Source organism: Streptomyces sp. NBC_00237 (assembly GCF_026342435.1).
Taxonomy (GTDB): domain Bacteria; phylum Actinomycetota; class Actinomycetes; order Streptomycetales; family Streptomycetaceae; genus Streptomyces.
The window spans coordinates 463,138-484,703 of record NZ_JAPEMT010000002.1 but is presented as its reverse complement, the minus strand read 5'-3'; the positions used below and the strand labels follow the sequence as shown (position 1 = coordinate 484,703).

At 71.7% G+C, this 21,566-nt stretch carries 21 protein-coding genes; 7 read left to right on the top strand and 14 right to left on the bottom strand.

Annotation, left to right across the window (positions count from 1 at the left end; genetic code table 11):
- Nucleotides 1-66: 66 nt before the first annotated feature.
- Nucleotides 67-1,449 carry an amino acid permease gene (locus OG897_RS16455; RefSeq protein ID WP_266657508.1) on the top strand — a complete coding sequence of 461 codons (1,383 nt, stop codon included), beginning with the start codon at nucleotides 67-69 and terminating at the stop codon, nucleotides 1,447-1,449.
- A 96-nt stretch (nucleotides 1,450-1,545) separates the two neighbouring features.
- Here the strand turns inward: OG897_RS16455 and OG897_RS16450 are convergent, their stop codons facing one another.
- From OG897_RS16450 to OG897_RS16440, 3 genes are all read right to left on the bottom strand, one after another.
- Nucleotides 1,546-2,199, bottom strand: coding sequence for a hypothetical protein (locus OG897_RS16450; protein ID WP_266657507.1), 654 nt, complete (start codon nucleotides 2,197-2,199; stop codon nucleotides 1,546-1,548).
- Between the two features lie 165 nt (nucleotides 2,200-2,364).
- Nucleotides 2,365-3,255: an LLM class flavin-dependent oxidoreductase gene (locus OG897_RS16445; RefSeq protein ID WP_266657506.1), complete on the bottom strand. Its 891-nt coding sequence runs from the start codon at nucleotides 3,253-3,255 to the stop codon at nucleotides 2,365-2,367.
- A gap of 114 nt (nucleotides 3,256-3,369) precedes the next feature.
- Nucleotides 3,370-4,314, bottom strand: coding sequence for an NADP-dependent oxidoreductase (locus OG897_RS16440; protein WP_266657504.1), 945 nt, complete (start codon nucleotides 4,312-4,314; stop codon nucleotides 3,370-3,372).
- Between the two features lie 256 nt (nucleotides 4,315-4,570).
- Here OG897_RS16440 and OG897_RS16435 point away from each other — a divergent pair, with 256 nt between their 5' ends.
- Nucleotides 4,571-5,164: a hypothetical protein gene (locus OG897_RS16435; RefSeq protein WP_266657503.1), complete on the top strand. Its 594-nt coding sequence runs from the start codon at nucleotides 4,571-4,573 to the stop codon at nucleotides 5,162-5,164.
- Here OG897_RS16435 and OG897_RS16430 read toward each other — a convergent pair.
- Nucleotides 5,136-5,942, bottom strand: coding sequence for a helix-turn-helix domain-containing protein (locus OG897_RS16430; protein WP_266657501.1), 807 nt, complete (start codon nucleotides 5,940-5,942; stop codon nucleotides 5,136-5,138). The two genes, OG897_RS16435 and OG897_RS16430, sit on opposite strands and share 29 nt — an antisense overlap.
- 170 nt (nucleotides 5,943-6,112) lie before the next feature.
- On the opposite strand from OG897_RS16430, the gene OG897_RS16425 reads away from it, so the two are divergent.
- Nucleotides 6,113-6,418, top strand: a complete 306-nt coding sequence (locus OG897_RS16425; protein ID WP_266657499.1) for a 4a-hydroxytetrahydrobiopterin dehydratase — start codon at nucleotides 6,113-6,115, stop codon at nucleotides 6,416-6,418.
- Between the two features lie 10 nt (nucleotides 6,419-6,428).
- Here OG897_RS16425 and OG897_RS16420 read toward each other — a convergent pair whose 3' ends face one another.
- Nucleotides 6,429-7,409 (bottom strand): LysR family transcriptional regulator, encoded by a 981-nt coding sequence (locus tag OG897_RS16420; RefSeq protein ID WP_266657498.1) that lies wholly within the window; start codon nucleotides 7,407-7,409, stop codon nucleotides 6,429-6,431.
- Between the two features lie 129 nt (nucleotides 7,410-7,538).
- Here OG897_RS16420 and OG897_RS16415 point away from each other — a divergent pair, with 129 nt between their 5' ends.
- Nucleotides 7,539-8,288 carry a class I SAM-dependent methyltransferase gene (locus tag OG897_RS16415; protein WP_266660218.1) on the top strand — a complete coding sequence of 250 codons (750 nt, stop codon included), beginning with the start codon at nucleotides 7,539-7,541 and terminating at the stop codon, nucleotides 8,286-8,288.
- A gap of 633 nt (nucleotides 8,289-8,921) precedes the next feature.
- On the opposite strand, the gene OG897_RS16410 is transcribed toward OG897_RS16415, so the two are convergent.
- On the bottom strand, nucleotides 8,922-9,767 hold the full coding sequence (locus OG897_RS16410) for an NmrA family transcriptional regulator (RefSeq protein WP_266657497.1): 846 nt from the start codon (nucleotides 9,765-9,767) through the stop codon (nucleotides 8,922-8,924).
- A gap of 100 nt (nucleotides 9,768-9,867) precedes the next feature.
- On the opposite strand from OG897_RS16410, the gene OG897_RS16405 reads away from it, so the two are divergent.
- Nucleotides 9,868-10,806: an AraC family transcriptional regulator gene (locus OG897_RS16405; protein ID WP_266657496.1), complete on the top strand. Its 939-nt coding sequence runs from the start codon at nucleotides 9,868-9,870 to the stop codon at nucleotides 10,804-10,806.
- Between the two features lie 25 nt (nucleotides 10,807-10,831).
- Here OG897_RS16405 and OG897_RS16400 read toward each other — a convergent pair whose 3' ends face one another.
- From OG897_RS16400 to OG897_RS16385, 4 genes are all read right to left on the bottom strand, one after another.
- Complete coding sequence (locus OG897_RS16400) at nucleotides 10,832-11,719, bottom strand: serine protease (protein WP_266657495.1); 888 nt, start codon at nucleotides 11,717-11,719, stop codon at nucleotides 10,832-10,834.
- Between the two features lie 262 nt (nucleotides 11,720-11,981).
- Nucleotides 11,982-12,908, bottom strand: coding sequence for a serine protease (locus OG897_RS16395; protein WP_266657494.1), 927 nt, complete (start codon nucleotides 12,906-12,908; stop codon nucleotides 11,982-11,984).
- Nucleotides 12,909-13,026: 118 nt separating this feature from the next.
- Nucleotides 13,027-13,488, bottom strand: coding sequence for an RICIN domain-containing protein (locus OG897_RS16390; protein WP_266657493.1), 462 nt, complete (start codon nucleotides 13,486-13,488; stop codon nucleotides 13,027-13,029).
- Complete coding sequence (locus tag OG897_RS16385) at nucleotides 13,485-13,802, bottom strand: helix-turn-helix transcriptional regulator (RefSeq protein WP_266657492.1); 318 nt, start codon at nucleotides 13,800-13,802, stop codon at nucleotides 13,485-13,487. The genes OG897_RS16390 and OG897_RS16385 overlap by 4 nt, the downstream gene beginning before the upstream one ends.
- 116 nt (nucleotides 13,803-13,918) lie before the next feature.
- On the opposite strand from OG897_RS16385, the gene OG897_RS16380 reads away from it, so the two are divergent.
- Nucleotides 13,919-14,614, top strand: a complete 696-nt coding sequence (locus tag OG897_RS16380; protein ID WP_266657491.1) for an SDR family oxidoreductase — start codon at nucleotides 13,919-13,921, stop codon at nucleotides 14,612-14,614.
- Nucleotides 14,615-14,764: 150 nt separating this feature from the next.
- Here OG897_RS16380 and OG897_RS16375 read toward each other — a convergent pair whose 3' ends face one another.
- A complete protein-coding gene (locus tag OG897_RS16375) occupies nucleotides 14,765-15,595 on the bottom strand; it encodes an aldo/keto reductase (RefSeq protein WP_266657490.1) in 831 nt (276 codons plus the stop codon).
- 127 nt (nucleotides 15,596-15,722) lie between these two features.
- On the opposite strand from OG897_RS16375, the gene OG897_RS16370 reads away from it, so the two are divergent.
- The gene (locus tag OG897_RS16370; RefSeq protein ID WP_266657489.1) at nucleotides 15,723-16,505 is read left to right on the top strand and encodes a class I SAM-dependent methyltransferase; all 783 of its coding nucleotides are present in this window, start codon (nucleotides 15,723-15,725) and stop codon (nucleotides 16,503-16,505) included.
- A gap of 88 nt (nucleotides 16,506-16,593) precedes the next feature.
- Here OG897_RS16370 and OG897_RS16365 read toward each other — a convergent pair whose 3' ends face one another.
- The 3 genes from OG897_RS16365 to OG897_RS16355 all read right to left on the bottom strand — a co-directional run bounded on the left by OG897_RS16365 (nucleotide 16,594) and on the right by OG897_RS16355 (nucleotide 21,546).
- Nucleotides 16,594-18,195 (bottom strand): ABC-F family ATP-binding cassette domain-containing protein, encoded by a 1,602-nt coding sequence (locus OG897_RS16365; RefSeq protein ID WP_266657487.1) that lies wholly within the window; start codon nucleotides 18,193-18,195, stop codon nucleotides 16,594-16,596.
- 216 nt (nucleotides 18,196-18,411) lie between these two features.
- The gene (locus OG897_RS16360) at nucleotides 18,412-20,235 is read right to left on the bottom strand and encodes a long-chain fatty acid--CoA ligase (protein ID WP_266657485.1); all 1,824 of its coding nucleotides are present in this window, start codon (nucleotides 20,233-20,235) and stop codon (nucleotides 18,412-18,414) included.
- 477 nt (nucleotides 20,236-20,712) lie between these two features.
- A complete protein-coding gene (locus OG897_RS16355) occupies nucleotides 20,713-21,546 on the bottom strand; it encodes a LysR substrate-binding domain-containing protein (protein ID WP_266657483.1) in 834 nt (277 codons plus the stop codon).
- Nucleotides 21,547-21,566 lie beyond the last annotated feature (20 nt).

Below are 21,566 nucleotides of genomic sequence, written 5' to 3'. Positions count from 1 at the left end.
CCCGTACCCGACCATGGGCGTCGCCCGGCGACCCTGGGCACTTCGTACGGCGAGAGGCACCACCCCATGCACGACACCGGAACCGCTCCGCAGTCGGATCCGGCTGAGAACACCGAGGTCCACGAGGACCAGGGCAAGCACGCCCGGCGCTTCGGTCTCCCGATCGCCACCACCCTCGTCATGGGCAACATCATCGGCGGCGGGATCTTCCTGCTCCCCGCCTCCGTCGCCCCCTTCGGCACCATCAGCCTCCTCGCCTTCGGCGTCCTGACCCTCGGCGCGATCTGCCTCGCCCTGGTCTTCGGCAAGCTGGCCAACCAGCACCCCAAGACGGGCGGTCCGTACGTCTACGCCCGCGAGGCGTTCGGCGACTTCGCCGGATTCCTCGCCGCCTGGAGCTACTGGATCACCGCCTGGGTGTCGAACGCGGCGCTCGCCGTCGCGGCCGTCGGCTACCTCGACGTGCTCTTCCCGCTCGGCGACTCCAAGCCCGCGATGATGCTCGCCGCGCTGCTGGTGCAGTGGCTGCCCGCCGCCGCCAACCTCGCGGGCACCCGCTACGTGGGCGCGGTGCAGGTCGTCGCGACGGTGCTCAAGTTCGCGCCGCTGCTGCTGGTGGCCGTGGGCGGGCTCTTCACCTTCTCCGCCGACAACCTCGGCCCGTTCCAGGCCAGCGGCTCCGGCGCGGTCGGCGCGGTGTCCGCGTCCGCCGCGATCCTGCTCTTCTCCTACCTGGGCGTCGAGTCGGCGGCCGTCAGTGCGGGCGAGGTCCGCAACCCGCGCCGCAACGTCGGCCGCGCCACCATCCTCGGCACGCTGGGCGCCGCCTTCGTCTACCTGCTGGGCACCCTGTCGGTCTTCGGCAACGTCCCGCACGACAAGCTCGTCGACTCCGGCGCGCCCTTCTCGGACGCCGTGAACCACATGTTCGGAGGCACCTGGGGCGGCACCGTCGTCGCCTGCGCCGCCGTGATCTCGATCCTCGGCGCGCTCAACGGCTGGACGCTGCTCAGCGCCCAGACGCCGTACGCGGCCGCCAAGGACGGGCTCTTCCCCGCCGTGTTCGCCACGAAGAAGCGCGGTGTGCCGACGGTCGGCGTGATCGTCACCGTCGTCCTCGCCTCGCTGCTGACCGTCTACAACTACACGGCGGGCTCCGACGGCGTCTTCGAGGTCCTGGTGCTGGTGACCACCTTCACCGCGACCGTGCCGTATCTGCTGGCGACGGCCGCCCAGCTGTACTTCCTGCTGTCCGGGCAGTCCGAGCGGGTCAACCGGGGACGGCTCGTGCGCGACGGCGTCCTCGCGGCTCTGGCGGCGGGCTTCTCGATGTGGCTGGTCGCGGGGTCGGGCTACGCGGCGGTCTACCAGGGAGTGCTCTTCCTGTTCGCGGGCGTGATCGTGTACGCGTGCATGTCGGCGCGCAAGAAGCGGGCTGCTGCCGCCTGACGGGCTCTTCATCCGGATGCGCGGTGATGTCCGGTACGCGCCTGACGGGGCGTACCGGACATTCTGTACGTCGGCCCAGGCCGTGTCCGCCGTACGTCAGCCCAGGCCGAGCCCGCCGCCACCGGCCGCCGCCTTCTTGCGGCGGCGCACCACCAGCACGCCACCGCCCGCGAGCAGCCCCGCGCCCGCCAGTACGCCGATCGCCACACCCGGCCGCATGCCCAGCACCGTGCCGCCGTCCGCGCCGTCCGCCAGGTCCACGCCCTCCGCCTTCGCCCCTGCGGGGAGGAGGTCCATGTCGCTCGAACACACCACGGGCACCTGCGACGTGGGCAGATACGCGCACACCGTGCTCGCCGCCCGCAGTGCGCCCGCCTGTTCCGTGCCGAGCGTCGCCGACGACGTCAGCACCGTCTTGCCGTGCGCCCGCACGTCGGCGGTCCACACGGCCTTGCCGCCCGCCACCTTCGCCTGCTGGTCCGCCGACGCGCCCGACGCCCCGGTGGGCAGCTCCTGCTCGATGCGCAGCCCGGCGAGGTTCGCCGCGCCCTGGTTGTGGACGGTCACCGTGTACGCCAGCCGGGAGCCCGAACTGACCGTGTCCACACCGTTGGACAGGGCGATCGACATGGCCGGGGGAGCGGCTGCGGGAGGGTTCTTGTCGTCCGCGCCCGCGCCGGGTGCCGCCAGGAGCAGCAGGGGTACGGCGACGAGGGCGGCGGCGCTGGCGTGACGGGTGAAGACGGGCATGGGGTCCCCTCCGGGAAGGCGGTGGGAGGCGACGGCCGTGCAGGGCGGGACCGTGCGGGGGCCGGGCCAAGGATCGGGGCCCATCCGAGCACCGCCCACCGGCTCCGCCCCCGAGACCGGGCCGCCGACCCGCCGGGATTCACCCGCCCGCGCGGTCCTGCGGGCTCACGAAGCGCCGTTCAGCGCCTCCCGCACCAGTGGCGCGACCTCCTTGGCGAAGACGTCCGTCTGCCGGTCGCGGTCGTCCTCCGGCCAGAACACGAACGAGTTCATCCCCGAGTCCCGGTAGAGGGAGACCAGGGTGTCGGCCCACTGCCGGGCCGTGCCGTTGAACGGATCGGCCGACTCGGTCTCCGCGACCAGGCCCGCCACGTTGTAGAGCTTGCGCAGACCGTCCAGCTCCGCCGGATCGCGGCCCGCTCGCTCCGCGCCCTCGGCGATCAGGGCGTTGCCCCGGGCGAGTTCGGCGGGCGGGAAGTAGGTGTTCGACACCACCCAGCCGTCGGCCTTCGCCCCCAGCAGCTTCAGCGCGCGCGGGCCGGTCACGCCGAGCCAGATGCCGAGGCCGTCGTCGGCGGCGGGCGGCCCGGGGTGCGCGCCCCGCACCGCGTAGTGCGTGCCGTCGGTGCGGACCGAGCGCTCCCGGCTCCACACCGCGCGGATCACGTCGACGGCGTCGCTCAGCGCGCCGAGCGCCTCGCCGGGGGTGCGGCGCTCGCCGCCGTACGCCTCGATGGCGTCCCAGAACGCTCCGGCGCCCAGGCCGAGTTGAAGCCTGCCGCCGGACAGCAGGTAGGCGCTGGCCGCCGACTTGCCGAGCACGGCGGGCGGCCGCAGCGGCAGGTTCGCCACGGCGGGCAGCACGATCAGCTCGTCCGTGTACGCGAGGATCCAGTTGACCAGCGTCCAGGTGTCGTAGAACGCGGGCTGGTACGGGTGGTCCTGGACGGTGATGAGGTCGAGCCCCGCCTCCTCGATGCGCTTGGCGTTGAGGAGGGGGCGCAGCGGGTCGTCCCAGGTCGGGTCGACGTTGGCGCCGAGCTGTACGGGAAGCATGAGGGTCACCTCGGTGAACTGGTAGGGGCGCGGCGGGAGTCCGGTGCCGCGGAGTCCGGCGCTGCGGAGTCCGGCGCTGCCGAGTCCGGTGCTGCGGAGTGACGGAGTCCGGAGTTACGGCACGATCAGCGTCTTGCCGCGCGCCCCGCCCGAGCGGCTCTTCGCGACGGCCTCCGGCGCCCGCTCCAGCGGCACCTCGGCCTCGACGTCGATCTTCAACTGCCCGGCATCCACGGCCCGGGCGAGCGTGGCCAGCAGGTCCCCGCTCGGCGACATCTCGAACCCGATCACCTCGACGCCCCTCGGGGCGCGCGCAGGGTCCTCCTGGTGCAGGCTCGTGAGCGCCACACCGCCGTCGTGCACCAGGGCCGCGTTCGCCGCGAAGTCCTCCTTGGTCCGGGAGGCCAGGTCCACGAGCGCGTCCACCCCGTCCGGGTACTCGTCCCGTACCGCGCTTGCCAGGTCCTGGGCCGTGGTGTCGACGGTGACGGCCGCGCCCAGCGCTCCCATCCGCTGCCGCGCGTCTCCGCGCACCGCCGCCAGCACCCGCACGTCACGTCCGGCGGCCAACTGGGTGAGGTACGTGCCCACCCCGCCGCCCGCACCGATGACCAGCAGGCTCTCGCCCTCCCGCACCGCGGCGGCCTCCAGGATCTGGGCCGCGGTCATGCCAGCGACCGGCAGCGCCGCCGCATGGGCGAGCGGCACGCTCTTCGGGGCGCGGGCCAGGGGCGCGTCCTCGGAAGCGCTCACGTACTCCGCGTACGAACCCGCCCCGATCGCCGCACCGCCCACCTGCCCGAAGATCTCGTCCCCGACCGCGAACCGGGTCACGCCGTCGCCCACCGCCGTCACGGTTCCGGCGAAGTCCGCGCCCATGACCAGCGGAAACACATGGGGTGCGACACCGTCGAGCATGCCGTCGGCGATCAGCCAGTCGACGGGATTGAGCCCGGCGGCGGCGACCTTCACCAGGACCCGGCCCGGTTCCGCGACCGGGGCGGGCACCTCGACGGGCTCGGGGAGGGCCTTGAACGCACGGACAGCTACTGCACGCATGGGCGGATTCACCTTCTGTGCTGTGACCACCCGGAAAGCTTCCAGGAGTCGTCATATGTGTCTTTTTCGTCACATATGAACCAAGGATCTCCGCTGCTTCTTCCCGCCGCACATCGGTGCTCGCTCCCGAGCCCTCCAGCCCTACGCCCCGCCCGCGCCGCCCGGCCCGTCGGGCAGCGGTGCCCGCGTCCCGGCGAGCGGACCGTAACGGGCGGCGGGCGCGGCGCGTTGGCCGACCATGAGCACCCTTCGAAGCGTGAGCATCCTGGGGACCACGAAGCTCGGGGCGGCGAAGCTCCGCGCCATGAAGCCCTTCCACCGCGCCGCGATCGGCCTCGCGGCCACCGCCGTGCTCGGGACCTCGGGCTGGGCCGCGTACGACAGCGTGCTCGCCCACGGCCAGCAGACGGAGTGCTTCCTGCGGTACGAGCCCGACGACGCCCGACAGGTCGCCTTCAGCGCGGCCGACGTCTTCCGGGGCCGGATCGTGGACCACGACGGGCCGGAGCTCCTCGACCAGATGCCCGTCGACACGTACGAGGTCGAGGTCCAGGACCGCTACAAGGGCGACCTGCGTGACACCGTCACCGTCATCCACCCCCGGAACTTTCAGGACCGCCTGAAACCCGGCGCCTCGTACGTCTTCGCCACCGAGCCCTGGGCGGGGGCCGACGGCGAGTACGGCGGGGCGGGCCACGCGATCCTTCCCGGCACCGTCCCGCCCGCCGCCCCGGACGCGGACGACGGCAGCGCCGCGACCGCCGCGCACTGGCGACGGGCCGTGGCGCACGCCGTCGACCCGGAATCCCTGTCCGACGCGGTCAGGCGGCCCGCTCGCGCAGGTAGGTGACGGTGTCCGGGTCGGCCGGGAGCATCGTCTCGATGGCCAGCTCCGCGACCGTCACGTCCATCGGGGTGTTGAACGTGGAGATCGTCGACACGAAGGACAGCACGCGCCCCTCGTGCTCGATCTTGAGCGGCAACGCGAAGTACGCCTCCGGCGGACCCACGGGACCGGCCGCCGGGTCCTGCGCGCGTGGCAGCGGATAGGCCGCCACCTCGTCGTACAGCGCCCGCAGGGAAGCCGATCTGACCAGGGCTATCTGCCGCTCCATCTGGTGCAGCAGGTGCCCCCGCCACTCGGGCAGGTTCCGGATGCGCGGGGCCAGACCCTCGGGGTGCAGGGCCAGGCGCATGGCGTTCGGCACGGGGGAGAGGAGGTGATCGGCGACGCCGCCCATGAGCATCTGTATCCCCCCGTTCGAGGCGATGACGTTGTACGTGCCGTCCACCACGAGCGCGGGATACGGCTCGTACCCCCGCAACAGCTGGTCGATACCGGCCCGCAGCGCCCCCATCGACGGATCGCTCAGCGGGGTCTCCGCGAACTGCGGCGCGTAACCGGCCGCCAGGAGAAGGTCGTTGCGGTCCCGGACGGGTACGTGCAGGTGCTCGGCCAGCCGCAGCACCATCTCGGCGCTGGGGCGGGACCTGCCGGTCTCGATGAAGCTGATGTGCCGGGCGGACGAATCGGCCCGGAGGGCCAACTCCAGCTGACTCAGGCGTCGGTTCTCACGCCAGTGGCGCAGCAGGGCGCCGACTCCGGTTTCGGTGGAAAGGGTTGTCATGCGAGCAAGGTATCGGGGGGGCCCCGGCCCGTCCGGCGCTTGAGGACGCGCAGGCACAGCCGGGTGCCGCGTACGGGCCGGAGCGGGCCCGGCGCCGCCCTGGGCAAAAGGTGGCACGCTGATCCTTAGGGAACGACAGAGCACCGCCCACAAGCGAAGGGAGCACGGCCATGGCCCTGGAGCCGTTGTCACAGAAGGATGTTGAGGACCGGCTGCGCGAACTCCCCGGCTGGTCCCTGGAGGAGGACCGCATCGCCCGCACCTACCGACTCGGTTCGCACCTCGCGGCGGCCGCGATGGTCGTCCACGTGGCCCAGATCCAGGACGAGCTGGACCACCACTCCGACCTCGTCCTCGGCTACCGCACGCTCGCCCTGTCCGTGAACACCCACAGCGTGGGCGGCGCGGTCACCGAGAAGGACTTCGAGCTGGCCCAGCGGGTCGAGGACATCGCGCCGGGGCACCGCGCGAGCTGACGTCCCGGCGTCAGGGCTGGGCCGTGACGCCGCGGGCCCCGAAGCCGGGCCGGGGCGCGGACGCCAGCCAGCGCGTGTAGCTCGCACTGCGGGACACCGCCTCCTGGTACGCCACACCCGTGTACCCGGACACCGCCTTCGCCGCCTCCGCGGCGGGGGCGCCCGGGTGCCAGCCCAGCAGATGCCGCCACGCCAGGGGAGCACCGGCCAGCGGCCTGGTCACGATGCCCGGGTTCGGCGGGAACGTGGCCCGGCACAGGCCCACCGCCCGCCCCACCTGCACCAGGTGCACGCAGGACGCCGTATCGGTCTCGTACACCTGCATCGGGGCGAACCCGGCGCGCGCGCACGCCGCGGTGAAACAGTCCGCGAAGCAGCCCTCCCCGGGGACGTCCGTCCAGCACTCCCCGGCGAGCTGCGACAGGTCGAGTTCGGGCAGGCCCACCAGCGGGTGGCTCTCGGGCAGCATCACGAAGACCGGGTCGACCCCCACGACCTCCCAGCTCAGCCGGTCCTGCGCGGGCGGTCTGCTCTCGCCGCACGTGCCGATCAGCGCGAAGTCGAGCCGCCCCTCGACGAGCATGCTGCTGATTTCGGCGACCGACCACGTCGTGTACGTGGTCACGGGCACGCCGGGGCGGGCGCCGGCCAGCCGGTCCACCAGCCCGCCGAGCAGCGGGCCGTGCGTTCCGCCGAGGCGGAAGCGGTCCAGGTTGGCCCAGGTATTGGCGAAACGGACGGCGTCCTCCTGGAGTTCCCGGACCGCCGGGAGGAGTATCCGGGCCCGCTCCAGCACCAGTTCACCGAGCGGGGTCGGCCGTGACCCCGTGTGGTCGCGGTCGAACAGCGGTCCGCCCAGGGCCCGTTCGATGCGCCGAAGCTGAGTGCTCAGCGCGGGCTGCGCGAGCCCGAGTGCGGCTGCGGCCTTGGTCAGGGATCCGGCATCGGCAATCGCCCGTACGGTCCGCAGGTGTCGCAACTCCAGCTCCATACCGGCAAGTTATGGGCACGGGTTACCCCCGGCAAGAGACGTGCGGGACTTCTGTGGACGAGTGTGGGTTCTGTGGGGGTGGCGGGGGAGGGGTCGGTGTCAGGGGTGGTGCGTAGAGTCGGGCGCATGTTGCTGGACTACGACACCGAGGCCGCCCGCTACGACGAGACGCGGGGCGGCGTGCCCCGGGCGGAGGCCGCCTCGGCCTCGGTCCTCGGGCTGGTGCCCGAAGGGGCGTCGACGCTGCTGGACGTGGGATGCGGCACCGGCATCGTCACCGCCCGGCTGGCGGCGGGTCGCCCCGGGCTGAGGGTGCGGGGGGTGGATGCCGCGCACGGGATGCTGCGGAAGGCGGCGGAGCGGTTGGGGGAGGGGGGCGTGGTGCGTGCGGACGCACGGCGACTGCCCGTCGGGGAGGGACGGTTGGACGCCGTCACCGCCGTGTGGCTGCTGCACCTGGTGGATGCGGAGACCGCGCGCGGGATCGTGCGCGAGGCGGCGCGGGTGCTGCGGCCGGGCGGGGTGTTCGTCGCGACGGTCGACAAGGACGCGGCGCACGACGTGGGGAGCGACATCGATGCGGTGCTCGGTCCGTGGCGGGACGATTCCGCGGCTTCGGACCGCACGGAGCGGGTCGTGGCGTACGGGGCCGCTGTCGGCTTGGCCCCGTACGCCACTGCCCGCTTCGTCGGGCATGGGCAGGGGCGGACGCCGTCGGGTGCGGCGGAGAGCGTGGTGGGCGGGGGGTACGCGTCGTGGTTCCGGGCGGGGCGGGGGGCTGGGGAGCGGGTGGCGGAGCGTTTGCGGGGTCTGCCGAATCCGGCTGTGCGTCGGGCGGAGCCGGTGTACGAGGTGCTGGGGCTGCGCAAGCGGGGGTAGCTCCGGGTGCGGCCCACGGCCGGGTGTGGCCTGCACCCGGGTGTGGCCTGCTCTCGGGTGCTCGCGTTCAGGCGTGGCCTGCTCCCGGGTGCGCCTCGCGCCCGGGAGCTCGCGTCCGGGTGTGGCCTGCTCCCGGGTGTGGCCTGCTCTCGGGTGCTCGCGTCTGGGTGCTCGCGTCCGGGTGTGGCCTGCTCCCGGGTGTGGCCTGCACTCGGGTGCTCGCGTCTGGGTGCTCGCGTCCGGGTGTGGCCTGCTCCCGGGTGTGGCCCGCACTCGGGTGTGGCCCGCAACCGGGTGCTCGCGTCCGGGCTCGCCTGCGGCGGGGTCTCCTTCAGGCCGCGCGCGGCAGCGGGGTGCGCCTGCGGCGGGCTGCCCCTCCCTGCCCCTTCACCCAGAGCGCTCGCCGCGCGGCTGTCCCGGGGCCGTGCGGGTGCCTCGTGGCTGGTCGCGCCCACGCGGCGGAGCCGCACATCGACACAGCCCCGCGCCCCTGGAGGCGTGCTTCGCAGCCTCCCCCTTCCGCGCCTTCGGCGGCGGTGCCGTCCCTCGCCTCTCTGGGCGGCCCCCTTCGCTCCGGGCCCACCCCGGAGCGCCCCCGACCAGCCCCACTACCGGCCACACCCGTCAAGGTGCTCAGCCCCGCCACACCCCCTCCGCGAATCCCCGGAAGTCCCGCGCCTCGCGCCCCAGTACCCTCCGCACCGTGTCCGTCGTCATCGCGTTGTGGCCGTCCAGCAGCATCCCGAACAGGCCCGCCATCCACTCCGCCTCCTCCATGGGCAGCCCGTACCCCTGCAAGGCCGCCGCGTACTGCGCCACCGTCACCGGCACGTACCGCACCTCCCGCCCCGTGGCCCGCCCGATCTCCTCGGCCACCTCCGCGAAGGTGAGCAGCCGCGGACCCGTCACCTCGTAGGTCTCGCCCCCGTGACCGGGCGAGACCAGCGCCTCCACCACCACGTCCGCCAGATCGTCCGCGTCCACCCACGGTTCCGCCGTGTCACCGCCGGGGAAGGCGATCTCACCGGCCGCGACACCCTCCGCCATCGCCCCCTCGCTGAAGTTCTGCGCGAAGAAGGCGGCCCGCACGACGGTGAGTGCGGAAGGCGAGCCGCACGCCTCGCGCAGTGCCGACTCCGCCAGCGCCGCGTCCGGCTCGCCGCGCCCAGACAGCAGCACCAGCCGCGACACACCCCGCTCCCGGGCCGCCAGGCCGAAGGCGCGCATCGCCTCCACCGCGCCGGGGGCCGCCAGGTCCGGGTAATACGCCACGTACGCCGCGTCCGCGCCCGCCAGCGCCGGGCCCCAACTCCCCTCGTCCTCCCAGTCGAACCGCACCTCTCCCTTGCGCGACCCGGCCCGTACGTCGACGCCGCGCGCCGTCAGCCGATCCGCCACCCGGCGGCCCGTCTTGCCCGAGGCCGCCGTGACCAGCACCGTGTTCCCGCCAACCTGCTTCGCGTTCTCGTTCGTTGTCATGGCTCAAGCTTCGTCCCGCACTGCTGGACGGAACATGCTCCACAGGCTCACGCACATACGCGTGCGTCCAACTCCGAACCGCGGTACTAGAGTTGCGGACATGGACGCACTCGCCGGGCTCCTCGACGGCCCCCGCGCCCGAGGCGCCTTCCTCCTGCGGGCCGTGCTCGACCCGCCCTGGTCGATCCGCATCGAGGACCGGGCCCCGCTCACCCTCATGTGCATGACGCGCGCCACCGCCTGGATCATGCCCGACAGCGGTGACGCCGTCCTGCTGCGCCCCGGCGACCTCGCCATCGCGCGCGGCCCCGACCCGTACACCTGCGCCGACACCCCCTCCAGCCCCGTGCGGGCGCGGATCGGGCCGGGCGGGGTGTGCAGTACGCAGTACGGTGCGCCGCTCGCGGAGTCCATGCAGCTGGGGGTGCGGACCTGGGGGGACCGCGTCGACGGTGAGGCCGTCATGCTGATCGGGACGTACCAGCTGGGCGGGGAGGTCGGGCAGCGGCTGCTCGACGCGCTGCCGCCTCTCGCGTACCTGCCCGCCGAGATCTGGAGCTGTCCGCTGCTGCCCGTCCTGGAGGACGAGATCAGCCGGGACGAGCCGGGGCAGAGCGTGTATCTGGACCGGTTGCTGGACCTGCTGCTGATCGCCTCGCTGCGGGCCTGGTTCTCACGGCCGGAGGCCGCGACGCCCGCCTGGTACCGGGCGATGGGCGACCCCGTCGTCGGGCAGGCGCTCCGGCTCCTGCAGAACGCGCCCGCCCGGCCCTGGACGGTGGCCTCGCTCGCCGCCGAGACGGGGGTGTCCCGCGCCGGACTCGCCCGCCGTTTCAGCGAGTTGGTGGGCGAGCCCCCGATGGCGTACCTCACGGGGTGGCGGCTGACGCTCGCCGCCGATCTGCTGCGCAGCACGGACGCGACCGTGGAGTCGGTGGCCCGCAAGGTCGGGTACAGCGGGTCGTTCGCGCTGAGCGCCGCCTTCAAGCGGGTGCGCGGCGTCAGCCCGCAGGAGCACCGGAGGGCCGCTGCGGGCTGACGTACCGTCAAAAGACCCTAGGGCGTTACGGCTTCGGGAGTGCGCAGCCGGGACGCGTCAGGTCGATCTTGCTGCCCGCGGTGATGCACGGGACCATGTTGTACGTCTGCTGGCCGTAGTTGATGCCCTTGCGGACCGTCACCTTTCCGGCCTCGTCGACCTCGCACGGGTTGTTGTCGGTGCACTGCGCACCGTCCTCGTTGCCGGTGTTGTTGACCGCGACGACCTTGCCCGTGCTGGTGTCGAGCACCGGGGAGCCCGAGGTGCCGCCGATGGTCTGGCAGGCGGAGGTGTAGCGGACCGAGTCCTTCCAGGTCCAGGCCCCCTCCTTGAGGCGGTAGGCGAACCCGTCGACGTTGCAGCTGTACGTCTTCTTCCAGTAGCCGGAGACGACGGTGATCGCCGTGCCCTGCGCCGGGCGCGCGGCGCTGAGCTCCAGCGCCTTGATTCCGTACTGGCTCTGTATCTGCGCGTACGTGCTGGTCAGCTGGTACAGCGAGACGTCCGTGTCGGTCATCGTGCCGTACGCGATCTTGTTGGCCCGCAGGGTGCCGACCTTCTGGGCCGCCCCGTTGAGGAGCGAGAAGGTGCGGGACGACGCCTTGTTGACGATGACCTGGCCCGGGGCCGGGAAGCCCGTCTCCAGGCAGTGGCCGTTGGACATCACCAGGGCGGGGTCGTTCGGCTGCGAGGCGGCTGTGCGCACGACCGAACCGGAACAGTTGCTGAGCGCGACCGTTCCGGCGAAGTCAACCGCCTTGATCGTGCTGCCCGTTGACGACTTCGTCGCGCTGGTCGTCGACGACTTCGTCGTGGTCGGCGCCGTGTCCTGGCTCGTGGCCGCGAACGCGGGTGCCACGCCTGCTCCGACGAGCAGGGTGGCGAGGAATGCGCCGACGAGAGGCTTCTTCATGTGGGGGTCCCCTCAATGCCATATGTGACCGGGGCTGGGTGGCCCTGGTTTGTCATGGGCATTGTTCGGGGATTCGGCGGGGTGGACAAGGGGGCGTCTGTGAGGCTGCTGTGCATGTTGCGGCACGAGAGGTGCAAACCCGGGCGCATGCGGGGGCAGGTCCCCGGCGCGAGGGATGAGCGGGGTCGGTCTGCCCGTGCCGCAACACGTTCCGTACCTTTTACGCCTTACGCCTTACGCCTTACGCCTTACGCCTTACGCCCTACGGCTTGTGCGCGGGCTCCGGCAGGCGGCAGCCCCAGCGGTCGAGGTCGACCTGACTGTTGCGCGCGATGCAGCGCGCGATGCCGTACGTCTGCTGGGCGTAGTTGATGTTGTGACGGACCGTCACCCTGCCGTGCTTGTCCACCTCGCACGGGTTGTTCATCGTGCAGCTCTCGCCGTCATTGTTCCCGGTGTTGTTCACCGCGACGACCTTGCCGGTGCGGTTGTCGATCACCGGGGAGCCGGAGGTACCGCCGATGGTCTCGCACTCGGGGGTGTAGCGGACCGAGTCCTTCCAGGTCCACACGTCCTCCTTGAGCCGGTACACGAAGCCGTCGATCTTGCAGCCGTACGTCTTCTTCCAGTACCCGGAGACGACCGTGATGTCCCGGCCCTTGCGCGGGTGCTCGGTGTTCAGCTCCAGCGCCTTGATCCCGTACTTCTGCTGGATCTGCGCGTAGGTCTCGGTCAGCTGGTACAGCGAGATGTCCGTGTCCGTCATCGTCGCGTACGCCAGCTTGCTCGCGGTCAGCGTGCCGGCCTTCTCCGCCTTGGCGTTGAGCAGCGAGAACGTCCGCTTGGACGGCAGGTCCACGACGACCTCGCCCGCGCCCGGCATGTCCTGCTCGGTGATGCAGTGCCCGTTGGACAGGATCAGCGCGGGGTCGCTCGACCGGGACTGCGGCATGCGGACCACGGAGCCCGAACAGTTGCTGAGCGCCACCGTTCCGGCGAAGTCGACGGGCTTCGGCTGGTGCTTCGAGGCCGAGGCGCCCGCGCTGCTCTGCGTCGCCTGTGCGGACGAAGCGGTGGTGGCCGCGGCGTCCTGGCTCGTAGCGGCCGGGCTCGTGGCCGCGATCGCGGGTGCCGCACCGGCTCCGAGGAGCGTCAGCGCGAGCAGTGCGCCGAGGTAAGGCTTTCTCATGCGGGGTCCCCCTCCAATGGCGAATGTCAGAGGCATTCTTGGAGGGGGTGTGTGCGCCGGGCAAGTGTTTTGGCCGAATGAAAACGATCGACAAGGGCCAACGGCCGCAGATCGTGCGTCACGTGGCCGGTGCGGGCTCCAACTGCCACCACTGGAAAGGGGAGTCGGTGTCCTCCCACTGCTGCACTCGGCCGCCGTCGTCCGTGCTGCGCTCGGCGACTTCGAGCAGCAGCCCGCTGATCCAGCTCACCAGGCTCACCCGCCCCGGTGCGTCCGGGTGCCGCTCGACGATCCACTCCTGTGCGCCGAAGTTGTTCGCCGACCACTGCTGGACGCGCACTCCGTTCTCCAGCTTCGCGCCCGCCACGTCCAGGCGCTTGCCGCTGGCGGAGTTCACGACGTGGTGCAGTCCGCTGCCCTCGTGCACCGGGGTCAGCGCCCACTGCTGGGCGACGGCCCCGCTGTCCTTGCCCTGCTGCACGGGCGCACCGCTGCCCTTGGCCCCGTCGCGCACCTCCAGGAGGAGTCCGCTGCCGACGTTGCGGAGCAGGTACGTGCCGGAGGGTGTGGTGCCGGTCATGAGAGCGCCTCGGGAGGAAGGGGGTTCAGGACCGCGTCCAGCAGCCCGGGGAAACGTGCGTCCAGGTCCGCGCGCCGCAGCTCGATGGCCTTGTAGCGGCCCGCCTTGTGTTCGCGGGTCACCCCGGACTCGCGCAGCACGCGCCAGTGGTGGGTGGCGGTCGCCTTGGTCACCTCCAGCGGAAGGCTGCCGCAGGTGCGCTCGCCCTCGGACGCGGCGAGTTCGCGCACGATGCCGAGCCGAACCGGGTTGCCCAGTGCGGCGAGGACGTCCTCCATCAGGAGCTGATCGCGATCGGGGTGGTGCGTGGCCATGCCTGCGAGTGTACGACGACCTTCGTACGGTGCCCGATTTGCGCCGCTCGATAGTACGACCGTACGTTAAATCTCGTACAGTCGTACTCACCCGTGCCGCCCCCGGAGGCTTCCTCATGCCCGTCACCCTCGTCACCGCCGCCGCCTCGGGCATCGGCAGGGGCATCGCCACCCAGCTGACGGAGGCGGGCCACACCGTGTCCCTCTTCGACCTGGACCCCGCCGTGACCGCGCTCGCCGAGGAGCTGGGCGGCCTCGCCACCGTGGGCTCGCTCACGGAGCCCGCCGACCTCCGGCGCTTCGTCGACGCCACCCTGGACCGGTACGGACGTATCGACTCGGTCGTCAACGGCGCGGGTCACGCCACGAACGACGAGCTCCTCAAGGTCACCGACGAGCAGTGGCGCGACGGCCTCGACATGCTCCTGCTGAGCGTCGTCCGCATGGCCCGCCTGGTCACCCCGCACCTGGAGGCGGCGGGCGGCGGCGCCCTCGTCAACCTCTCCTCCTACACGGCCTTCGAGCCGATGGGCGTCATCCCCGTCAACTCCAGCCTGCGCGCCGCGCTCACCAGCTTCACCAAGCTGTACGCCGACCAGTACGCGGCGAGGGGCATCCGCATGAACAGCCTGATGCCCGGTTACGTCAACAGCTGGCCCGAGGACCCCGACTTCCTCGCGAAGATCCCGGCCGGGCGCTACGCCACCGTCGAGGAGGTCGGCAGACTCGCCGCCTTCCTCGTCTCCGACGACGCCGCGTACATCAACGGCGAGAGCATCCGCATCGACGGCGGCGCGGGACGCTCGCTCTGAGCGCACCGTCCCTTCGGGCGCCACCAGCGCGAACAGACGAAGAGCGCCCCCGATCCATTCGTACGGATCGGGGGCGCTCTTCGTGAACGGGACGGCGTCCCGCGAAACTCCGGGTCTCCGGGTCTCCGGCTCTTCGGTTCTCCGGGTCGCTCAGGCGCCGAAGACCGCCGGGTCCGGGCCCAGTCGCTTGCCCTCGTCCAGGGCGGCGAAGGCAGCCATGTCGTCGGCGTCCAGCTCGAAGTCGAAGACGTCGATGTTCTCCGCGATGCGCGACGGCGTCACGGACTTCGGGATCACCACGTTGCCCAGCTGGAGGTGCCAGCGCAGCACCGCCTGGGCCGGGGTCTTGCCGTGCTTGCGGGCGACCGCCACGACGGTCGGGACCTCCAGGAGGCCCTTGCCCTGGCCGAGCGGCGACCAAGCCTCGGTGGCGATGGAGTGCTCCGCGTGGAACGCGCGCGACGCGCCCTGCTGGAGCTGCGGGTGCAGCTCGATCTGGTTGACCGCCGGGACGACCGAGGTCTCGGCCAGCAGCGTCTTCAGGTGCTCCGGAAGGAAGTTGGAGACGCCGATGGCCTTGGCGCGGCCCTCGGCGAGGATCTTCTCGAACGCCTTGAAGGAGTCCACGAAGGTGCCCTGCTGGGCGACCGGCCAGTGAATCAGGTACAGGTCGACGTAGTCGAGGCCCAGCTTGCCGAGCGACTCGTCGAAGGCACGCAGGGTCGAGTCGAAGCCCTGCTTGTCGTTCCACAGCTTGGTGGTGACGAACAGCTCGTCGCGGGCGATCCCGGAGGAGGCGAGCGCGCGGCCCGTGCCCTCCTCGTTGCCGTAGATCGCGGCGGTGTCGATGCTCCGGTAACCGGCTTCCAGGGCCGTGCTGACCGCTGCCGTGGCCTCGTCGTCCGGCACCTGCCAGACGCCGAATCCGAGCTGCGGCATTTCGACGCCGTTGTTGAGGGTCAGGGAGGGGGCCTTGCTCACGAGGAAACGATCCTTACGTCTCGGGGGTTTCTCCATTCACAACGATCATCGGCGGACACGCATTCCCGATCCGGACGATTACCGCCGCACGATGGCTTTTCCCCAGAAATGCAGAGATCATCCGCATATGAGTGCAGACAATCCTACGATCGAGAACCGGTCCTTCGGCGAGCTGATCGCCGAGGCCGACGCCGCGTCCGTCGACGGCTGGGACTTCTCCTGGCTGGACGGCCGGGCCACCGAACAGCGCCCCTCCTGGGGGTACCAGCGACAGATGGGCGAACGCCTCGCCGCCGCGTCTGCCGCGCTCGACATCCAGACCGGCGGCGGCGAGGTCCTCGCCGGGGCGCCGAAGCTGCCCCCGGCGATGGTCGCCACCGAGTCCTGGCCGCCGAACGTGGCCAAGGCGACGCGCCTCCTGCACCCGCGCGGCGCGGTCGTCGTCGCCGACTCGGACGAACCCCCGCTCCCCTTCGCCGGCGGCGCGTTCGACCTGGTCACCAGTCGCCACCCGGTGAAGGCGTGGTGGGAGGAGATCGCCCGGGTGCTGGCTCCCGGCGGCACGTACTTCTCCCAGCACGTAGGCCCCGCCAGCGTCTTCGAGGTCGTCGAGTACTTCCTCGGCCCGCAGCCCGAGGCCCGCCTCGGACGCCGCCCGGAGACGGCGCGCGAGGAGGCCGAGGCGGCCGGACTGGAGGTCGTCGACCTGCGCTCGGAGTCCCTCCGTACGGAGTTCTTCGACATCGGGGCGGTGGTCTACTTCCTGCGCAAGGTGATCTGGATGGTGCCCGGCTTCACGGTCGACGCGTACCGCGACAAACTGCGCGCGATGGACGAGCAGATCCGCCGGGACGGCTCGTTCGTGGCTCATACGGCCCGCTTCCTGATCGAGGCCCGCAAGCCCTTGTGAGGGGCGGCGGTGTAAGGGGCGGCATCCAGGAAGGCCGCCCCTTACATCCCCGTCAGTACAGAGAATCAGTACGGAGAAACGGAAACGCCTACGACAGGGACACGAGCCCCAGGTGCTCCTGCCCCCACAGGTCCTCGGTCCCGTCGGGCAGCACCAGCACCCGGTCCGGTCGCAGGGCCTCGACCGCACCCTCGTCGTGCGTCACCATCACGATCGCTCCCGGGTACGAGTCCACCGCCCCCAGCACTTCTCCGCGCGACGCCGGGTCGAGGTTGTTGGTCGGTTCGTCGAGCAACAGCACATTGGCCCCCGAGTGCACCAGCCCCGCCAGTGCCAGCCGGGTCTTCTCGCCGCCCGAGAGCACCCCGGCCGGTTTGTCGGCGTCGTCCCCGCCGAACAGGAACGCCCCGAGCACCCGGCGGGCCTCGCCGTCGTCCAGGTGCGGGGCCGCCGACGCCAGGTTCTCCCGTACGGTACGAGCCGCTTGCAGTGTGTCGTGCTCCTGCGCGAAGTACCCGAGCCGCAGCCCGTGCCCGTGCACGACCCGCCCCGCGTCCGGGACCTCGTGCCCGGCCAGCATCCTCAACAGGGTCGTCTTCCCGGCCCCGTTGAGCCCGAGCACCACCAGCCGACTGCCCCGGTCCACGGCGAGGTCGACGCCCCGGATCACCTGACGTCCCCCGTACGCCTTCGTCAGGCTGATCGCGCCGAGCGGCATCCGTCCGCACGGCTCCGGCTCCGGCAGCCGGATCCTCGCCACCTTCTCCGTACGCCGTACCGGTGCCAGCCCGTCCAGCAGTCGGTCGGCACGCCTGGCCATGTTCTTCGCGGCGACGGCCGTCGACACGCGGGCCCGCATCCGGTCCGCCTGCGTGTGCAGGGCAGCCGCCTTCCGCTCGGCGGCGGCCCGCTCCCGGGTACGCCGCCGCTCCTCGGCGTCGCGCTGGGCGAGGTACCCGTGCCACGGGGTGTTGTGGACGTCGAGGGCCCTGCGTCCGGGGTCCAGGTGGAAGACGCGGTTGACGGTGTCGGCGAGGAGGCCGGTGTCGTGGCTGATGACGACGACCCCGCCCCGGTACGAGAGGAGAAAGGCCCGCAGCCAGCCCACGGAGTCGGCATCCAGATGGTTCGTCGGCTCGTCGAGGAGCAGGGTGTCGTGGTCGGCGAAGAGGATGCGGGCGAGCTCCACGCGCCGCTTCTGCCCACCGGACAGCTCGCCGACGCGACGTTCCACGGAGTGCGCCGCCAGCCCGACCCCGGCCGCGACCCGGGCGGCCTCGGCCTCGGCGGCGTACCCGCCACGGGCCTGGAAGTCGGCCTCGGTGCGGGTGTAGGCGGCCATGGCGCGGCGCTCCTGGGCGCCGCCCGCGGCCTGCGCCATCGCGCTTTCGGCGGCGCGCAGCGCCCTGGTGGCCCGATCGAGGCCGCGCGCGGAGAGGATGCGGTCGATGACGGAGACGGCCGGGTCGGCGGCCCGCGAATCCTGGGCCAGGTAGCCCAGGGACCCGGTGCGCTCGACGGTCCCGGCGGCGGGTGCCGCCTGTTCCGCGAGGGTGTTGAGCAGCGAGGTCTTGCCCGCGCCGTTGCGGCCGACGAGGCCGATGCGGTCGCCGGGGGAGACGTGGAAGGAGATGCCGGACAGGAGGAGTCGGGCACCGACGCGGACGTCGGCACCGCGGACGGTGATCATGGAATTACGCTCCGGATTAGCGAGAGGACACACGGGTGGTGTGGGAGTGGGTCCTCAGCTAAGAAACGCGGGGCGTAGACATGGGGACAGCTTATGGGGAGGGGTGGCGCGGGAGCGAGGGGATTTCGTCCTGCTGGGGGTGCGGGGCGGGCGGGAGCGAGGGGATTTCGTCCTGCTGGGGGTGCGGGGCGGTGGGTTGCCCAGTGGCCCCGCCGCTCAGCGGTAGAGGGCGTTGACCTCCACCCCGTACGCCTTCTCGATCGCCCTCCGCTTCAACTTCAGCGACGGCGTCAACAACCCCTGCTCCTCCGTGAACTGATGCGCCAGTATCCGAAAGGTCCGGATCGACTCCGCCTGCGAGACCAGCGTGTTCGCCGCCACCACCGCCCTCCGCACCTCCGTCTCCAGATCCGGGTCCCGCACCACGTCCTTCGGCTCCATCGGCGCCCGCCCGTGCATCGCCAGCCAGTGCTCGACGGCCTCCAGGTCCAGCGTCACCAGCGCCGCCACATACGGCCGGTCGTTCCCGACGACGATGCACTGGGCGACCAGCGGATGCGCCCGCACCCGCTCCTCAAGCCCCGTCGGCGACACGCTCTTGCCGCCCGACGTCACCAGGATCTCCTTCTTCCGCCCGGTGATCGTCAGATAGCCGTCCTCGTCCAGCGACCCGATGTCCCCCGTCGACAGCCACCCGTCGTGCAGCACGGCCCGAGTCGCCGCCGGGTCGTTCAGATACCCGCCGAACACGTGCCCCCCGTGCAGCCACACCTCCCCGTCGTCCGCGATGTGCACGGTCGTCCCGGGCAACGGCAGCCCCACCGTCCCGAACCGCGTCCGCTCCGGCGGATTCGCCGTCGCCGCCGCCGTCGACTCCGTCAGCCCGTACCCCTCGAAGATCGTGATGCCCGCGCCCGCGAAGAACAGCCCGAGCCGCCGTTCCATCGCCGAGCCGCCCGACATCGCGTGCCGCACCCGCCCGCCCATCGCCTCGCGCACCTTCCCGTACACGAGCTTGTCGTACAGCTGGTGCTGCATCCTCATCGAGGCGCTGGGCCCCGGGCCCGTCCCGAACGCCTTGTGCTCCAGCGCCTCCGCGTACCGCACCGCCAGTTCGACGGCCTTGTCGAAGGGGCCGGTCTTCCCCGACGCCTCCGCCTTGCGCCGGGCCGCGTGGTAGACCTTCTCGAAGATGTACGGGACGGCCAGCACGAAGGTGGGCCGGAAAGCCGCCAGATCGGGCAGCAACTCGGCGGCCGCCATGACAGGTTGGTGCCCGATCTTCACCCGGCCCCGGATCGCGGCCACCTCCACCATCCGCCCGAAGACGTGTGCGAGCGGCAGGAAGAGCAGAGTGGAAGCCTCGTCACCCGGCGCGGACCGGAACACCGGCTCCCAACGCGCGATCACCGTGTCCGTCTCGGTCATGAAGTTCGCGTGCGTGAGGACGCAGCCCTTGGGGCGTCCGGTCGTGCCCGACGTGTAGATGACGGTCGCGACCGACTCCGGGGTGACGGCCCGCCGATGCCGGTGCACCACGTCGTCGTCGACCTGCACGCCTGACGCGACCAGCTCCTCCACCCCACCCGCGTCCAGCTGCCACAGCCGTGACAGGCGCGGCAGCCGGTCGATCACCGAGGCGATCGTCATCGCGTGGTCCTCGTGCTCGACCACGCACGCCACCACCTCGGAGTCGTGCAGTGTCCAGAAGACCTGCTCGGTGGAGGCGGTCGGATACACCGGCACCGGTTGCGCGCCGACCGTCCACAGGGCGAAGTCGAAGAGCGTCCACTCGTAGCGCGTACGGGAGACGATGGCGACCCGGTCACCGAACCGGACACCCTGCGCGAGCAGCCCCTTCGCGAGTGCCAGCACCTCGTCGCGGAACCGCGCCGCGGTGACGTCCTGCCAGCGTCCTTCCGCGTCCTTGCGGCCGAGCGCGACCCGGTGCGGGTCCTCCTCGGCGTTACGGAACACGGTGTCCGCCAGTCCGCCGACCTGAGGGGGCGCAGCCGTGGGTGGGACAGTGAACTCGCGCAATGAACTGCTCCTTGTGGCGCTCCGCACAGCGCCGGTGACGGTACCCCAATGCCGCCCCGCGCGGGAGGGGGCGAGAGCCGCTCCGGAAGCTGCGACAGGGCATATCGGTACAGGTCACAGGCCCCCCGGACGACCCCATCGGAGTGCTCGGACGGCGACCTTACTTCTGGGTAAGTCAGGCACGGGAAATCCCCACGGAATCTGTACGGGGAGCCCACCGCGCGCCTACGGACGAGCATTTCCGGCCACCGGGGTCGTACGGAGGTTCGCAAGGGCCCGGTCGGGCAAAGGGCCCGGCACCACGCTCCGCCGCAGCGTCCTCAACGCCGGTCTTGACCGTTTCGACGCCAGTCTTGACCGTAACGCTTCGGACACCACAGAGCGTTACGATCTTGACCACGCGATCTCTGCGCGACGGCGAGGCGGTGACCGGACGGGACAACACCCCGCACGACACGTCGGTGCTGCTGTGCACCCCTACACCCCCCGGTGCAGCCGATCCGCCCCCGCCAGCACCGCCGAGGCCAACGCCTCCGCCGCCTCCTGCACGGCGGCCCCCCGCCTCCTCCCGTGCAACAGCACGAACTCCACCTCACCCAACTCCGGCAACCCGCTGCGTGCGGCCAGCGGCACCAGCCCCGGCGGCACCAGCCCCCGCGTGTGCGCCATCACCCCCAGCCCCGCCCGCGCCGCCGCCACCAGCCCGCTCAGGCTCCCGCTCGTACACGCGATCCGCCACGCCCGCCCCTGCGCCTCCAATACGTCCAGCGCCCGCGCCCGGGTGATCGCCGGCGGCGGAAACAGAATCAACGGAACAGGACGATCCGCCTCCACCCGCAACCCCGGCGCCCCGACCCAGGAGAGAGCGTCCCGCCACACCAGCTCCCCGTGCGTGTCGTCCGCCCGCCGTTTCGCCAGCACCAGATCGTGCCGCCCACTCTCCAACTGCCGGTGCAGAATCCCCGACAGTTCCACGGTCAGCTCCAGATCCACCTCCGGATGATCCCGCCGGAACGCCTCCAGGATCTCCGGCAGGCGCGTCAGCACGAAGTCCTCCGACGCCCCGAACCGCAACCGCCCCCGCAGCCGCTTCCCGGTGAAGAACGCCGCCGCCCGCTCGTGCGCGGCCAGGATCGTCCGGGCGAAACCGAGCATCGCCTCACCGTCCTCGGTGAGCGCCACCCGATGCGTGTCCCGTACGAACAGCCGCCGCCCGGCCGCCTCCTCCAGCCGCTTCACGTGCTGGCTGACGGTCGACTGCCGCAGCCCCAGGCGGCGCGCCGCCTGAGTGAACGACAGGGTCTGGGCCACGGCGTACCACCCCCTTCCCG